Origin of the sequence: Faecalibacillus sp. MSK20_93, assembly GCF_020589945.1 — a bacterium.
GTDB lineage: Bacteria > Bacillota_I > Bacilli_A > Erysipelotrichales > Coprobacillaceae > Faecalibacillus > Faecalibacillus intestinalis.
Genome location: NZ_JAJDKA010000063.1, coordinates 1 through 15,154, shown reverse-complemented (window position 1 = coordinate 15,154; position 15,154 = coordinate 1). Strand labels below are relative to the sequence as shown.

Annotated in this window: 14 protein-coding genes and 1 pseudogene; 12 read left to right on the top strand and 3 right to left on the bottom strand. The window is 30.5% G+C overall.

Translation table 11 applies throughout. From position 1 onward, the window contains the following. Positions 1-92: 92 nt before the first annotated feature. Positions 93-1,481, bottom strand: coding sequence for a PLP-dependent aminotransferase family protein (locus tag LJD34_RS13810; RefSeq protein WP_227360173.1), 1,389 nt, complete (start codon positions 1,479-1,481; stop codon positions 93-95). A 113-nt stretch (positions 1,482-1,594) separates the two neighbouring features. Between LJD34_RS13810 and pdxS the strand changes: the two genes are divergently transcribed. The 4 genes from pdxS (at position 1,595) to LJD34_RS13790 (ending at position 5,587) form a co-directional block, all read left to right on the top strand. After that, on the top strand, positions 1,595-2,470 hold the full coding sequence (gene pdxS / locus LJD34_RS13805; protein ID WP_227360172.1) for a pyridoxal 5'-phosphate synthase lyase subunit PdxS: 876 nt from the start codon (positions 1,595-1,597) through the stop codon (positions 2,468-2,470). Further along, complete coding sequence (gene pdxT, locus LJD34_RS13800) at positions 2,470-3,045, top strand: pyridoxal 5'-phosphate synthase glutaminase subunit PdxT (RefSeq protein ID WP_107030584.1); 576 nt, start codon at positions 2,470-2,472, stop codon at positions 3,043-3,045. The genes pdxS and pdxT overlap by 1 nt, the downstream gene beginning before the upstream one ends. Before the next feature lie 36 nt (positions 3,046-3,081). Then, the gene (locus LJD34_RS13795) at positions 3,082-3,861 is read left to right on the top strand and encodes a helix-turn-helix transcriptional regulator (protein ID WP_118473893.1); all 780 of its coding nucleotides are present in this window, start codon (positions 3,082-3,084) and stop codon (positions 3,859-3,861) included. 70 nt (positions 3,862-3,931) lie between these two features. Then, positions 3,932-5,587 (top strand): glycoside hydrolase family 13 protein, encoded by a 1,656-nt coding sequence (locus LJD34_RS13790; protein ID WP_264474828.1) that lies wholly within the window; start codon positions 3,932-3,934, stop codon positions 5,585-5,587. Between the two features lie 14 nt (positions 5,588-5,601). On the opposite strand, the gene LJD34_RS13785 is transcribed toward LJD34_RS13790, so the two are convergent. After that, a complete protein-coding gene (locus LJD34_RS13785) occupies positions 5,602-6,627 on the bottom strand; it encodes a dihydrodipicolinate reductase (RefSeq protein ID WP_107030582.1) in 1,026 nt (341 codons plus the stop codon). Positions 6,628-6,686: 59 nt separating this feature from the next. Next, the gene (locus LJD34_RS13780; RefSeq protein ID WP_107030581.1) at positions 6,687-7,526 is read right to left on the bottom strand and encodes a MerR family transcriptional regulator; all 840 of its coding nucleotides are present in this window, start codon (positions 7,524-7,526) and stop codon (positions 6,687-6,689) included. A gap of 328 nt (positions 7,527-7,854) precedes the next feature. Here LJD34_RS13780 and LJD34_RS13775 point away from each other — a divergent pair, with 328 nt between their 5' ends. From LJD34_RS13775 to LJD34_RS13740, 8 genes and pseudogenes are all read left to right on the top strand, one after another. Beyond that, positions 7,855-8,556: a response regulator transcription factor gene (locus tag LJD34_RS13775; RefSeq protein ID WP_117787370.1), complete on the top strand. Its 702-nt coding sequence runs from the start codon at positions 7,855-7,857 to the stop codon at positions 8,554-8,556. 8 nt (positions 8,557-8,564) lie between these two features. Beyond that, complete coding sequence (locus LJD34_RS13770; RefSeq protein WP_107030579.1) at positions 8,565-10,760, top strand: sensor histidine kinase; 2,196 nt, start codon at positions 8,565-8,567, stop codon at positions 10,758-10,760. A gap of 167 nt (positions 10,761-10,927) precedes the next feature. Beyond that, positions 10,928-11,575, top strand: coding sequence for a YczE/YyaS/YitT family protein (locus tag LJD34_RS13765; protein ID WP_022000658.1), 648 nt, complete (start codon positions 10,928-10,930; stop codon positions 11,573-11,575). 56 nt (positions 11,576-11,631) lie between these two features. Then, on the top strand, positions 11,632-12,327 hold the full coding sequence (locus LJD34_RS13760) for an AzlC family ABC transporter permease (protein WP_022000659.1): 696 nt from the start codon (positions 11,632-11,634) through the stop codon (positions 12,325-12,327). After that, a complete protein-coding gene (locus tag LJD34_RS13755) occupies positions 12,320-12,625 on the top strand; it encodes an AzlD domain-containing protein (protein WP_022000660.1) in 306 nt (101 codons plus the stop codon). Before LJD34_RS13760 ends, LJD34_RS13755 begins: the two co-directional genes overlap by 8 nt. Before the next feature lie 134 nt (positions 12,626-12,759). Continuing rightward, entirely contained in the window at positions 12,760-13,167 is a 408-nt protein-coding gene (locus LJD34_RS13750; protein ID WP_107030578.1) for a helix-turn-helix transcriptional regulator, read from the top strand. 13 nt (positions 13,168-13,180) lie between these two features. Then, a complete protein-coding gene (locus LJD34_RS13745; protein ID WP_227360171.1) occupies positions 13,181-13,513 on the top strand; it encodes a hypothetical protein in 333 nt (110 codons plus the stop codon). A gap of 305 nt (positions 13,514-13,818) precedes the next feature. After that, positions 13,819-15,154 (top strand): annotated as a pseudogene (locus LJD34_RS13740) (SrtB-anchored collagen-binding adhesin); the annotation flags it as partial.

Sequence of the window (15,154 nt, the reverse complement as noted above, 5' to 3'; positions counted from 1 at the left end):
ATAGTACATTGTGCGAAAATAGCTCGTTGCCAGTTCCTTCTTTTTTTTTATGTTTGTTCACTAAAAAAGCCTAACACAATCTGTTAGGCTTTTTAAATACATTGTTTTAATTTTTCTACAATTAGTTCTATTTTTTCACTATCTAATGAGGAATAGTTCATAACATAAATATTTTTATTTTCATCATTATTTTTGTAATATTGAGAAAGTGGACTTAACTTTATTCCTTTACTGTAGGCGTTGTTAATAATGTCTTTTTCTGCTTTTTCACTTTTTATTTTCATTAAAAAATGAACACCGGTAGTTTCATTATAAATTTCAATCTTATTATCTAGACTACTTGTTTGGAAAGCATTTAAGATTGTATTTTGTTTTTTTAAATAATAATTTCTTAAACGATTAATATGTCTTTCAAAATGCCCGTTTTCAATAAATCTAGAAAGTGTATATTGTTCAAAATTTGAAACGGTACATGAATAAAATGAAAGACGTTTATAATATTCATCAGCTAATGATTCTGGTAATACCATATAGGACATACGGATGGTTGATGATAGAGTTTTAGTAAAGGTATTCATGTAGATGACTTTATCGGAAACATCGATACTTTGTAGGGTAGGAATTGGTTTTCCTCCTAATCTTAATTCACTATCATAATCATCTTCAATAATATAATGTTTTTCAACTTTATTTGCCCAACCTAAAAGTTCATATCTTCTTGAAATTGGCACAACAATACCTGTAGGAAAATGATGAGATGGGGAGATGTGTATTACATCAATTTTCTTTTCTTCTAATTCATTTGGATCAATTCCATATTCATCCATATCCACATATTCAAAATCAACATTCATACTTTTATAAATTTGCGCAGTTTTTGGATAACCAGGATTTTCTAAGCCATATTTAACATCGTTTCCTAAAAGTTGAATAATCAAACTATATAGATATTCTGTACCTGCACCAATAATGATTTGTTCGGGTTTAACATTCATATCTCTAAAATCTTTTAAGAAATTCGCAATGTTCTTTCTTAGTTCAAGAATTCCTCCACAAGGTGAGTTGATCATTAACTCTTCTTGATTATCTCTTAGTACTTCTTTTATGGTCTTGATCCAGGTAGTAAAGGGAAAGATATCACTTTCAGTTTGATTACTAGAAAAATCAGCTAAGTAGTGATTGTGACCACTTGTTAAAATCACGTTCTCTTTATTCATTTGTTTTTTAGAAGGAATATTTTTTAGATCAGTGACATAAAAACCTTTTTTTGGTAATGAATAAATAAATCCTTCTGACATAAGTAAACTATAGGCATTTTCAACAGTAATGATACTTACCCCAAGATTTTTTGAAAAAGGTCTTTTAGATGGTAGTCTTTCTCCTGGTTTTATATTTCCTAAAATAATATCCTTTTTTATACATTTATAAAGATATTCATAAAGAGAATCTGACCCTATATTTGTAAGATTATATGTTAACATAATTGATTCCTCCTTAAACTGACCTTATTGAATATATTTAAATTGAATATTTTAATATGTTCACATTTAAGTATAATAAAAGCCATAACAAAAGTAAACAGGGAGATCAAAAAATGGCAAATGAAAGATATGCATTAAATAAACAATTAGCACAAATGTTAAAAGGTGGTGTTATTATGGATGTAACAACACCTGAGCAAGCAAAAATCGCAGAAGAAGCTGGAGCATGTGCTGTTATGGCACTTGAAAGAATTCCTGCAGATATTCGTGCAGCAGGGGGAGTTGCAAGAATGTCTGATCCAAAAATGATTCAAGAAATTCAAGCAGCAGTAAGTATTCCAGTTATGGCAAAATGTCGTATTGGACACTTTGTAGAAGCACAGCTTTTACAAGCAATTGAAATTGATTATATTGATGAAAGTGAAGTTTTATCACCAGCTGATGATGTTTATCATGTCAACAAAAGAGAATTTGAAGTACCATTTGTTTGTGGAGCTAAAGATTTAGGAGAAGCACTTCGTCGTATCAATGAAGGAGCAAGTATGATTCGTACAAAAGGGGAACCAGGAACAGGAGATATCGTTCAAGCCGTTCGTCATATGAGAATGATGAATAAACAAATTGCCCAAATTTCGGCTCTTCGAAAAGATGAACTTTTCGAAGTTGCAAAACAATTACAAGTACCATATGAACTTATAGAATATGTTCACGATCATAAAAAATTACCAGTTGTTAACTTTGCTGCTGGTGGAGTTGCTACACCTGCAGATGCTGCATTAATGATGCAATTAGGAGCAGAAGGAGTCTTTGTTGGTTCAGGAATCTTTAAATCAGGAAATCCTAAAAAACGTGCAGAAGCAATTGTTAAAGCAGTTACAAATTATAAAGATGCAAAATTGATAGCAGAGTTATCAAAAGATTTAGGAGAAGCAATGGTTGGGATTAATGAACAAGAAATTGAAATTTTAATGGCAGAAAGAGGAAAATAATGAAAGTGGGAGTATTGGCTTTACAGGGTGCTTTTATTGAACATGAAAAAAAGTTAGAAAAGTTGGGAGTAGAGTGTATTGAATTAAGGCAAAAAAAAGATTTGGAACAAGATTTTGATGGTTTAATTCTTCCTGGTGGAGAAAGTACTGTTCAAGGAAAGCTCTTAAAAGAATTGGATATGTTTGATATTTTACAAAAACGTATTCAAGATGGCTTACCAACACTTGCTACATGCGCAGGACTCATTTTATTAGCTAAGGAAATAGAAAATCAAAATCAAACTTATTTTTCAACAATACCTATGACGGTTAAAAGAAATGCTTATGGTAGACAACTAGGAAGTTTTCACACCATTGAAGAAATGAAAGGAATAGGAAAAGTACCTATGACTTTTATTCGCGCACCTTATATCGAAAGTGTACAAGATGGTGTTGATATTCTTTCTAAAGTGAATGACAATATTATTGCTGTTCAATATAAAAAACAATTAGCACTTGCTTTTCATCCTGAACTTGATGAAGATGATTCAATTCATCAGTATTTTATAAATATGATCAAAAAGTCTACAATGTAGGCTTTTTTCTTATATAATAAAAAAGAGGTGAATAAAATGGATCATCATCTAGAAATTGTTAAAACAAATATTAAATATCCTATTGTTTTTTATAATCATCAATTTAATAAAAGTCGACCAGTAAGTTCCCACTATCATCAAGATATTGAAGTTGTATATGTCGTTTCAGGAAAAGTAGAAGCATATATTGATGGAAAGAAAGAAATATTTTATCAAGGGGAAATGTTTATTATTAACTCACATAGTGTACATCAATTCAATTTTCCTGAATTTACACATTTATATACATATTTATTGTCAGTTGATGTCTTTAAAGAATTTCAAATTCAATCTTATTTCTTTAAATTAAAAGCTCCATCAAACAAAGAATGGTTTAAACCTTGGTTAGAAATGAAATATATTCACCATCTTTTACCAATAGAACAACATATTTTAATGTATAAACTCTATCAAAAACTCATACAGGATTGTTTATTAGATAAAAAACAAGAAGAAAACACAAAAGAAATTTATAAAATAATAGAAGAAATAGAAAAAAGATATAACCAAGATTTAACACTTGAAATTATAGCTGAACAATTTCACTTTCATCCTAATTCTTTATCACGATTATTTAAAAGACAAACAACGATTTCCTTTTATCAATATTTACAAAAAATAAGATTAAAACATGCTTATTATGATTTAATACATACTAACATGAAAATCATTGATATTGCTTTAAATCATGGATTTAAAAATGTAAAATCATTTGAAAATGTTTTTAAAAAAGAATATCATACAACACCAACAAAATATCGAAAAGTTAATAATTGACTATAAATTGTTAAAAAAGGCAATGAATTTCCTTTATAAAAAGAGAATAATAAAAGCAGGAGGAATCAATATGGAATGGTGGAAAAAGAGTGTTGTTTATCAAATTTATGTAAAAAGCTTTCAAGATAGTAATAATGATGGTGTGGGAGATCTACAAGGTATTATTTCAAGACTTGATTATTTAAAAACATTAGGTGTTGATGTATTATGGTTAACCCCTATTTTTAAATCTCCAAATGATGATAATGGCTATGATATTTCTGATTATAGAAGTATTCAAAGTGAATTTGGAACAATGAGTGATTTTGAGGAATTATTAGATAAAGCGCATCAAAAAGAGATCAAAATTATTCTTGATTTAGTTTTTAATCATACAAGTGATGAACATTTTTGGTTTCAAGAAAGTAAAAAATCTAAAAATAATCCTTATCGAGATTATTATATTTGGAAAGAAGGAAATGAGGGAGATGTTCCAAATAATTGGACAAGCTGCTTTCAAGGCTCAGCTTGGGAACTTGATGAAAAGACAAATGAGTATTATTTGCATTTATTTTCTAAAAAACAACCTGATTTAAATTGGCAAAATCCTAAGGTAAGACAAGAATGTATTGATATTATGAATTACTGGGTAGATAAAGGTGTTGATGGTTTTCGTTTAGATGTCATTAATCTTATTAGTAAGGATGAAAGTCAATACTATGTAGACAGCACTATTAAAGGTCATCAAGTATGTGCAAATGGACCACATATTCATGAATATATTCAAGAAATGAATCAAAAAGTATTTTCTAGAAAAGAACTTTTAACAGTAGGAGAAACCCCTGCTGTAACAATCGAGGATGCTAAAAAATATGCTCCTTTAGATAATAAAGAATTAAGCATGGTCTTTCAGTTTGAACTAATGAATGTTGATGGTGCAGAAGTTAATAAATGGACAGATCAAAGATTTTCTTTAAAAGATTTAAAACAAATTATGTCGAGATGGCAAGTAGGAATGTATCAACAGGCTTGGAATTCTTTGTTCTGGAATAATCATGATCAACCACGATGTGTTTCAAGATTTGGTGATACTTCTTCTCCTTTGTGTCATGAAAAATCAGCAAAAATGTTGGCGATATGTTTACATATGATGCAAGGGACACCTTATATTTATCAAGGGGAAGAATTGGGGATGACAAATGTACCTTTTAATTCACTTGATGATTATCGAGATATTGAAACATTCAATAGTTATAAACAACTTGTAGAAATAGAAAAATCGGTAAGTCATGAAGATATGTTACGCTATATGAGAAAATCAAGTAGAGATAACGCTAGAACACCAATGCAATGGAACAAAGAAAAAAATGCAGGGTTTAGTGAACATATTCCTTGGATTATGATGAATCCAAATTATCAAACAATCAATGCTGAAGCAGAAATGAAAGATACAAATTCTATTTTTCATACTTATCAAAAATTAATTCAATTAAGAAAAGAATATGAAATCATTACTTTAGGTAAATATGAGTTAATAATGAAAAATGATGAAAATATTTATGCCTATAAACGTCTTTATCAAGATGAAGAACTTTATGTTTATTGTAATTTTACGGATAAGGAAGTAAGCTATGATGCATCTATTTTAAATAATGAAAAAGTATTGATTCAAAACTATAATCAACATCAAAAAGGAATTCTTAAACCCTATGAAAGTATTGTTTTCTATCAAAAAAGCAGAGCCTAAGCTCTGCTTTTACATTAAATATGATATTCCATAGGATAAGTTAAATAATCTAAACGATCTAATTCATCAACTGTAACTACACCAGCAGGTGCAACTAAAACAGTTGGAATACGATTGACAATCGTTGCACATGTATGTTCAACCGTTGCAGGTTTTACAACATGAAACTCTGTATCTGGTTCACCTGTAATTTTCCAATCACACATATCTCCATCATCTTCTCCATAAACTTTACCAATACATTGTGTTTCAATAATTGGTCCTTGGAAGGTTTCTGTTGTAACAACAGCAGCCATACCAATACAATTTCCTTTTGGAATGGTTTTTCCTAAAGTAGAAGAATAAAGATCTGTTTCATGGAAATAAGGAACACATTTTTGAGTTTGTGACTTAATTGTCCATCCCATACGTGCAGCTAAAGCTTCATTTGAATTCCATACATAAGAAGGTTCTAATACTTCTGGATGAGCAATACTTGCTTCAAATTCTTCAGGTGTTAAACCAACTCCATGAGCTTTGGCAAGAGCTAATCCATAATCTTCGACATTATAACTTACAGCACCTTCAATCTTTTTAATAGAGTGACATCCACCGGCTACTAAACCAACCATATTTACCCAGAAGATATCTTCCATACCACTACCAACAAAAGTACATCCATTTTCTTTAGCAATCACATCTAATTGATTTGTACGAACTGGATCAGTTGTCCAACTATAAGTTGCTTCTTCACATGTAGAAATAACGCTAATTCCTCTTGATAAACATTTTACATAATGATCGAAGCAATCACTGACTAAACTAAATAAAGTGACAACAGCGATATCAGGATCTGTTTCATCTAAAACTTGATCAGCTTGATCACTAATACAAACACCAGTCTTAATACCAAGACCTGCAAAATCACCAATATCCATTCCAATAATAGCTGGATTAGTATCAATGGCACCAACAATCATTGCACCATTTTCATAAAGATAACGAATAATATATTTTGCCATCTTTCCACAGCCATATTGTACAACTTTAATCTTTTCCATATTGTATGCCTCCTATTTCTTTACTTATATCATAGAGTCTTATCCAACATGAGAGTCAACTATTTTTTAAAAAAAACAGGAACTTGTAATCTTAAAAACATTGAACGTTCATGATGATCAAACATACTGAGTTCACTTAAAACTTCACAAATATAATCTCCATATATTATTAAATTGTTCATTCGACAATAATCAAGAAGACGTTTTGCATAATCTATTTCTTGATGAAAATCATCAAGATAAATACAAGCATACATTCCATTTTCAATAATTTGAATATCTTTTTCAGGAAAATGATCATCCACAAATACAAAAATACGATCTGAAATAAACTCTTGTTTTAAAAATCTTTCTTTGGAAAGAAAAGTACCCGCATTACAATAATAAATTTGTGAATAATGACGAGAAAGCATATTATTTTTTAATTGATTTAAAAGATGTTCATAAACATCTAAATCATGTTCATAAAAATTAATGTCAGTATTCATGACATAAATTCTTCGACGGTCAATATATTCTAAAGTAATTGTCCCACTTGGGGGTGATTTACGATACCTTTCTAAACTATAAATCGTTCTTGAAATAGCATCTTTAGTTCTTTGTAAATCATTGATTTGTATAGAAAGCTGTTGTTTCTTTTTAATTAAAATGGCTTCAATTAAATTAATATCTTCTTTATCAAGAAGTTCCTTAATTTCTTTAAGATTCATTTGAAGTTCTTTCATATATTGAATCAAATCCAAACGTGCATTTTGTTTAATATCATAATAGCGATAATTTGTCTCAGGATTAACATAAACAGGCTTTAATAAATCAAGTTCATCATATAATCTTAAAGTTGTTACAGTAATATGATTCATTTTGGCCATTTCACCAATACTTAAATAGTTATTATTCATTCGTATCACCTCAATAAGATTATAGCAAACTCTCTTGTTGGATGAGAGTTATTTTAATTATTCATTTAAAAATAGACAAATAATCTTATATTAATGAGAGATTTCCTTTTTTACGAAAGATTATGTACAATAGAGTTAGTTTTAATCTTAAGAAAATCTTTAGAAAGATAAAAAGAAAATATTTATAAATCATCTCTATACTTTAAGACAAGAGGTGAGGAAGATGGAAAGATTAAACAAAATGATTTTAATAAGCTGTATTTATGCAGGGTATATATGTATTAGTTTTGCATTGTTTTCAATGCTTAGATAAGGAGTTAAAAAGGGAATGGAAAAATATCATGTATTAGTTGTTGAAGATGACACAGAAATTGCAAATGCAATTAAAATTTATTTGCAAAATCAAGGGTATGACGTTTATGTAGGAAATGATGGATTAGAAGGCTTAGAAATTATTGAAAAAGAAACGATTCATTTAGCAATCGTTGATATTATGATGCCAAGGATGGATGGTTTAACAATGGTTTCTAAGCTAAGAGAAAGATATGATTTTCCAGTAATTTTTCTTTCAGCAAAATCAGAAGATATTGATAAAATCATGGGACTTAATTTAGGTGGCGATGATTATGTGACAAAACCATTTGTACCTATGGAACTTATGGCTAGAGTACGCTCACATTTAAGAAGATATGGACGTTATTTAGATGCGACAGCACCAAAAGAAAGTGATCATGTTTATATTTGTGGAGGTCTTGAACTCAATGTTGATACAAAGACAGTTTCGGTTGATGGTAAAAATGTCAAAGTGACACCCATTGAATTTAAAATACTTGAATTATTAATGAAAAATGCAGGAAAAGTATTTTCTGCAGATGATATTTATGAACGCGTTTGGAACGAAGAAGCAATCAATAGTGAAACCGTAATGGTCCATGTGCGTAATTTAAGAGAAAAAATAGAAATTAATCCCAAAAAACCACAATATTTAAAAGTTGTTTGGGGTGTTGGATATAAAATTGATAAACAATAGGAGGAAACATGAAAAATAAAAGAATACTTAAAATCTTTTTGTTTTCTATTTTAATTGTTGCATCTCTTGTTACTTATTTAAGTTATGGAGTAAAAGAAAAGACAACAACATCAAGTCTTAATTTAGAAAATAATAAGAGTGATTTTACAAATATTTTGATGGAAAAAAGCATTATGTTAGATGTGAAAATTCAAAGAAGAAAAGGAGATTATGATTTATTTAATCATTATGTAAGCGGAGATATTGATGGTGAAATAAATGATGGTTATTCTTTAAAAAGTGCTTTTAAAGATTTTATCATGTATTTAGAAGATAATAATTCTCGAGAAAGTCGAGGAATTCAATATTATGTTTATGATAAAAGTGATGAAAAGATTTGTTTTACAAATTCAAAAAAGAATTTAAGGAAAGCATTTGAATCTAATGATAAAAATATTTTAAAGAATTACCAATGGTATACAACTATTGATTTTGATGAAAATGGGAATGTTTCTTTACAAGGAAGTAAGTCTAACGATTGGGAAGGCTCTTTCTACAATACATCCTTTGATCAACTCTTTAAAAACGATTATTTAGATGAAGAAGAAAACGATATTATCAACAATATTACTGTTAAAAATCCAACAAATATCAAAGTATTGATTGCAGTTCCTAAAAAACTACCAACAAATAGTTATTTGGAACAAAACTATACGAATAAAGTTTCTATTTCTGATACTTTAATGACCTATGTTTTTGTATGTATTGCAGTATTAGTTGTTTGTATGTTATTAATTCCAGTAAGAAAAGTTATTGATATCGAACCCTTTAAAACTGTTGTCAACATTAAACTTTTCTTTATGTTTATTCTTTATTCTATTGCTACAGCTTTGTGGCTTACTGTTATGACAGAAGTTTTAAGAGAGTCATGGAGTGGGACTTTTGCCTGGATGATAAGAGAAAAAGGTATGGCGGGTGCAGGTGTTGCTTTAGAACCATTAGTTAATATCTTTGGGTGGTTTGTTTTCTATGCTTTAATTATGTATTTTATATTTTATATTAAATCGATTCTTGTTTTTGGAAAAGATTTTCTAAAAAAACATACACTTATATGTAGTATTTATCGTTCTTTTAAAGAAGAAATTAAAAGTTTGGTACAATTTGATTTGAAAAATCAAAGTGGAAATATTGTTTTAAAAATAGGAATTATGAGTGGTATCTTTATAGAAGGAATACTGTTATTTATTAGTTTCTTTATGTCGGTAACAGGAATGGGTGTTTATTACTATAGTATAAGAGTTTATGTTGTACTTACGTGTCTTGTATCTTTTGTAGCAGTAATTATAATCATGTTAATTTCTAAAAAGATGCTTACACAGGTTACAAATGATTATCAAATTCTATTACAATCAGCGCATCATTTATCTCAAGGAGAATTTAACGATAAAATCAATCAAGATCTTGGATTATTTAATTCTTTGAAAGATGAACTTAATTGTATCAATGATGGTTTTAAAGATGCGGTAAGTAAAGAAGTTGCATCACAAAAGATGAAAACTGAATTGATTAGTAATGTTTCTCATGATTTAAAAACACCTTTAACATCTATTATTTCTTATATTGATTTATTAAAAAATGAAGATTTATCAAAAGAACAACAAGATGAATATATTGATATTTTAGATCGAAATACTAAAAGATTAAAAACACTTATTGAAGATCTATTTGAAGTATCTAAAGTCAATAGTGGAAATATCCAATTAAATCCTATAGATTTAGATATTCATGCTTTATTACAACAAGTACTCTTTGAATATCAAGAACAATTTGAACATCATCATTTAAATCTAAAAAATGATTATGAAAATAAAAAAATCATTTGTCATTTAGACAGTGAAAAAACTTATCGTGTTTTAGAAAATTTATGTCAAAATATTTGTAAATACGCTTTAGAATATACACGAGTTTATTTACAAATCGTTGAAACGAATCAACAAGTCATTGTCGTTTTCAAAAATATTTCAGCACATGAAATATCAAATTCAGATGATTTAACAGAAAGATTTGTACAAGGGGATACTTCACGTAAAAGTGAAGGTTCTGGTTTAGGACTTGCCATTTGTAAAAGCTTTGTGGAGGTTCAAGGTGGAACTTTTGAAGTGAATGTAGATGGTGATCTCTTTAAGACAACAATTATCTTTCCTAAGAAAATAGAAAATGATTAAAAAGATTATACCCTGGATCTTACTCTTTCTCCTTCTTCTTATAATCAATACAGAAATGATTTTTATGATTTATAAAACTATCTCATTTTTGAGATAGTTTTTCGTATTTTGAAAATAAAATTCAAAGATTAAAAAATAAGTATAATACTTTTGAGAGAGGTGAAAGTATGAAATTTAAGTTTTCAATCAAACTAGCAACTATTTCTTTAATTGGAAATATTATTATCGCTATAGGTGTTTCAACATGTCGTATATCACAAATGGGAATTGATCCATTTACATCAATGACAACAGGAATCAGTAGTTTATTAAATATACCTTTAGGTGTTTTTCAAGGAAGTGTTAATGCAATCTTATTTTTAATTTTAATTTTATTAAGTAGAAGTAATTTAAAATATTTAAATATTGGTGCCATTATTAATATGTTTTTACTTGGTTTCTTTGTACAATTCTTTAATAATGTTTATTGTCAATTATTTAATGTTTCTTCACCGGATGTTATACCATTTTCATTACCAATGAAATTCGTGGTTTTAGCGATTGGTATTTTATTTGTTACACTTGGATGCTCTTTATATATCACATCAGATCTTGGAACTGGATGTTATGATGCTTTATCTATTTATATGGCAGATGTAATGTCACCATCTTATCCAGTATGCCGTATTATGACAGATGTTGTTTGTGTTTTAATTGGGTTTATTACAGGTGGACCATTAGGAATTGCGACAATTATTTTAATGTTTGGTACAGGTCCCTTAATTAGTACATGGAATAAATTGGTATCAAAACCAATTGTTGAAAAATTTGCCTAAAATATTCCTCGGTAATTGTAGAGTTATCGAGGATATTTTTGTATAATGGACACGTTATGAAAGAAATAAAAAGAGGAATGAAAAATGGAATACCAATTGCTTTAGGCTATTTATCTGTGTCTTTTTCTTTTGGAGCGATTGCTGTATCAATGGGATTTAGTGTCATGCAGTCTGTTTTGATTTCATTGTTTAATTTAACTTCAGCAGGGCAATTTGCTTCACTAGGAATTATAGCAGGTCAAGGAACTTATTTAGAGATGGCAATCGTGGAATTGACTGTGAATATTCGTTATGCGTTTATGTCACTTTCACTTTCTCAAAAAGTAGATGAAAAGTTTAAAGGAATTTATAAATGGCTCTTAAGCTTTTTTATTACCGATGAAATCTTTGCCTTATCGATGCTTGAAGAAAATGTGAGTCGGACTTACTTCTTTGGGCTTGCTTCAATTTCTACGGCAGGATGGATGCTTGGAACAACCTTAGGGGCAATGCTTGGCTCTATTGTACCTACGGTCATTAGTAATGCTTTATCAATTGCTTTATACGCCATGTTTATCGCAATTATTATTCCAGGAATGAAAAAAGATAAAAATATAATTAAAGTAGTAGCTCTTGCAATTATTATCCGTTCAGGTTTTTACTACTTACCCATCATCAATCAATTATCAAGTGGTTTTGCGATGACGATTTCAGCTCTTACAAGTGCTTTTATAGGCGCTGTGTTATTTAATAAGGGGGAAGCACATGGATAAACAGTTTTATATTTATTTAGCGATCATGTCGCTTATTACTTATGCTATTCGTGCGATACCACTTGTCTTTATTAATAAAAAAATTACGAACCCAACCATTCAATCCTTTTTGGATTATATTCCTTATACGGTCCTTGCAGCGATGACCTTCCCAGATATTTTTTATTCAACAGGTCATTTGATTTCTGGAATCGTTGCAACAATCATTATTATTTATGCATCTTATAAAGAATTAAGTCTCATTCAAGTCGCTTGTATTGGATGCTTTGTTGTAGTAATGATTGAACTTATTTTATAGTATTTGACGCCTTTTAAAGCGTCTTTTTTTCTATGTCAAATAATTTTGACATAGAAAAAAGTCCTATGTAAAAGATATTTGATAGACTCTATCAATAGATTATGAAAAAATGAAAATGAAAGGAGAAAGAAAATATGGAAATAGGTAAAAAACTAAAGGAGGCACGTTTAAATAGGGATTTGACTCAAGAAGTCATTGCTGAAAAACTAAATGTTTCTCGTCAAACAATATCCAATTGGGAAAATGAAAAATCTTATCCTGATATTATAAGTGTCATTGAGTTAAGCAACCTTTATTCCATAAGTCTTGATGATTTATTGAAAGGGGACGATGCAATGATGGAACACTTACAAGAAAGCACAAACGTTGTTAAAAGTAATCAAAAACTATTAAGAGCGATTATCTTAAATATTATTGTGGTAATCTTGTTGGTTACACTAGGAATGTTTTTACCAAGTAAAAGTTATTATTTAGTGATGATCTTTTGTCTTGCTATTGTGAGTTCATCATTGTTGCTTTATCAAATGATTAAACGTATTTAAGGAGGAACGGATCATGGAAGTAAAAAGTATTTTAGCGATTATATGTGCGGCTATTGCACTTGTTGGGGGAATTGAAACAGTTTATCAAATTTATCGATTAACGGTGATTGATGCCACAATTCGTGGTTTAAAACATCCTAAACTATGGGGATTACTCGCAAGTAATGGAAATAATTCAAGTGGTTTACTACTTTATTTGATAGGAAGAAGAAACTATCCTATAAATTCTATTGATTCTAATCAAAAAACAAAAATGATTCAAAGAAAAAAAGCAGCAGGAATCTCTTTATGTTTTATGGTTGTAGGAATCATTGGGTTGATTTTAAGTATAAGTATAAGTTTATAATTTTTAGCACTCGTATCTTGTTATTACAGCGTAGCTTTTGTCTTAGTTCATAGAGTGCCGTAAAGTGCCTATTTACAGGCTTTTCACGGGTTTTATGAATTTATCACATTTCATCAAAAATCGTCAATATACAAAAAATTGGTGTCAAATAACCTTAATTTGAGATTTTGATGAGCAACACATCAGTATAAAAAATTGAATATTTTATAGATTATGGAACGCCTAAAATGACGTTCCTTTTCTATTTCCAGCCGTTCTTATTGGACGGCTATTTTATTATCCAAAATGAAAGGAGCATTAGATTTATGAAAAAGACATGGAAACGATTGTGTACGGGCTTCTTAGCTTTTGCAACTGTCGTTACTGCTTTACCGACTATACCCGTCCATGCAGAAAGTAAGCAATACTGGACGGAAAGTGCAGAGCGTGTCGGTATCATTGAAAAAGTAATGAATGATGGTTCTATCGGTTCGACATTCAATGAGGGCTATATGAAAGTCGAGGGCGAAACTGCCTATTGTATTGACATCAATACAGATTTTAAGAACGGTTACAAGACCAGAGCTGACGCAAGCTCACGCATGAGTGCCGACCAGATTTCAGATGTGGCGTTATCCTTAGAGTATGTCAAACAGTATGGCGAAGCTCACAAGGAATTGAACTATAAACAAGTCTATCTGTTGGAACAATGTGTAGTCTGGCAGAGATTGAGCGTACATCTTGGCTGGCAATGTGATAACGTGCGAGCTTCTTATGACGAAATACCAAAGGCTACGCAGGACGAAGTTTTCGCTGGTGCAAAAGCCTTTGTCAAAGAAAATAAAGGACGCTATGAATGTGGCGGTTATATCTACTCTGGCGAGGGGCAGGAATTGGGACAATTTTGGGCGAAGCTGAATGCCGGAAATGCGAAACTGCAAAAGACTTCCAGTAATACCAGCATTACCGATGGTAACGGGAATTACTCTATCGCTGGTGCGACCTACGGTGTCTTTGCTGATAAGGACTGCACGAAACAGCTTGCCACCCTTACGACTGATAAAAACGGAAATACAGACGTTGCAGAGGTAACGGCTGGCACAGTTTATATCAAGGAATTATCCGCACCAGCAGGATATAAAGTAGATAAAACTGTATATTCTTTAAAGGTTGAAGCTGGAAAGACAGCGACCTTGAATGTATCTGATACACCAAAAGTAACAGACACTTTGATTGAGCTTTTCAAGATTGATATGGAAACACAGAAAGACAATCCGCAGGGGAACGCTTCTCTAGCAGGTGCGGAATTTACATGGAAGTATTATGCAGGCTTCTACAATAAAGACAATCTCCCTGCCGAAGCTACTCGTACATGGGTTACAAAGACAATCGCTGAAACAGACAGCGACGGGACAACCCACTACATCACAAAATTAGTGGACGCATACAAGGTATCTGGCGACAGTTTCTATATGCAGGACGGCAAGGCGGTTCTTCCACTTGGGACACTTACTGTTGAGGAAACAAAAGCTCCAAACGGCTACTTGTTAGAGGGTGCATATATGCAGGCTGGCGATAAGTCCGAACAGATTAAGGGCTTATATGTGACACAGATTACCGAGGACGGCGACCTTGCCGTATTATCTGGAAGTAACCAGTTTT

What these genes read in the sequence shown, in the direction of transcription:
- LJD34_RS13810 (WP_227360173.1), bottom strand. Translation starts at nt 1,481, where the DNA reads ATGTTAACATATAATCTTACAAATATAGGGTCAGATTCTCTTTATGAA.
- pdxS (WP_227360172.1), top strand. Translation starts at nt 1,595, where the DNA reads ATGGCAAATGAAAGATATGCATTAAATAAACAATTAGCACAAATGTTA.
- pdxT (WP_107030584.1), top strand. Translation starts at nt 2,470, where the DNA reads ATGAAAGTGGGAGTATTGGCTTTACAGGGTGCTTTTATTGAACATGAA.
- LJD34_RS13795 (WP_118473893.1), top strand. Translation starts at nt 3,082, where the DNA reads ATGGATCATCATCTAGAAATTGTTAAAACAAATATTAAATATCCTATT.
- LJD34_RS13790 (WP_264474828.1), top strand. Translation starts at nt 3,932, where the DNA reads ATGGAATGGTGGAAAAAGAGTGTTGTTTATCAAATTTATGTAAAAAGC.
- LJD34_RS13785 (WP_107030582.1), bottom strand. Translation starts at nt 6,627, where the DNA reads ATGGAAAAGATTAAAGTTGTACAATATGGCTGTGGAAAGATGGCAAAA.
- LJD34_RS13780 (WP_107030581.1), bottom strand. Translation starts at nt 7,526, where the DNA reads ATGAATAATAACTATTTAAGTATTGGTGAAATGGCCAAAATGAATCAT.
- LJD34_RS13775 (WP_117787370.1), top strand. Translation starts at nt 7,855, where the DNA reads ATGGAAAAATATCATGTATTAGTTGTTGAAGATGACACAGAAATTGCA.
- LJD34_RS13770 (WP_107030579.1), top strand. Translation starts at nt 8,565, where the DNA reads ATGAAAAATAAAAGAATACTTAAAATCTTTTTGTTTTCTATTTTAATT.
- LJD34_RS13765 (WP_022000658.1), top strand. Translation starts at nt 10,928, where the DNA reads ATGAAATTTAAGTTTTCAATCAAACTAGCAACTATTTCTTTAATTGGA.
- LJD34_RS13760 (WP_022000659.1), top strand. Translation starts at nt 11,632, where the DNA reads ATGAAAGAAATAAAAAGAGGAATGAAAAATGGAATACCAATTGCTTTA.
- LJD34_RS13755 (WP_022000660.1), top strand. Translation starts at nt 12,320, where the DNA reads ATGGATAAACAGTTTTATATTTATTTAGCGATCATGTCGCTTATTACT.
- LJD34_RS13750 (WP_107030578.1), top strand. Translation starts at nt 12,760, where the DNA reads ATGGAAATAGGTAAAAAACTAAAGGAGGCACGTTTAAATAGGGATTTG.
- LJD34_RS13745 (WP_227360171.1), top strand. Translation starts at nt 13,181, where the DNA reads ATGGAAGTAAAAAGTATTTTAGCGATTATATGTGCGGCTATTGCACTT.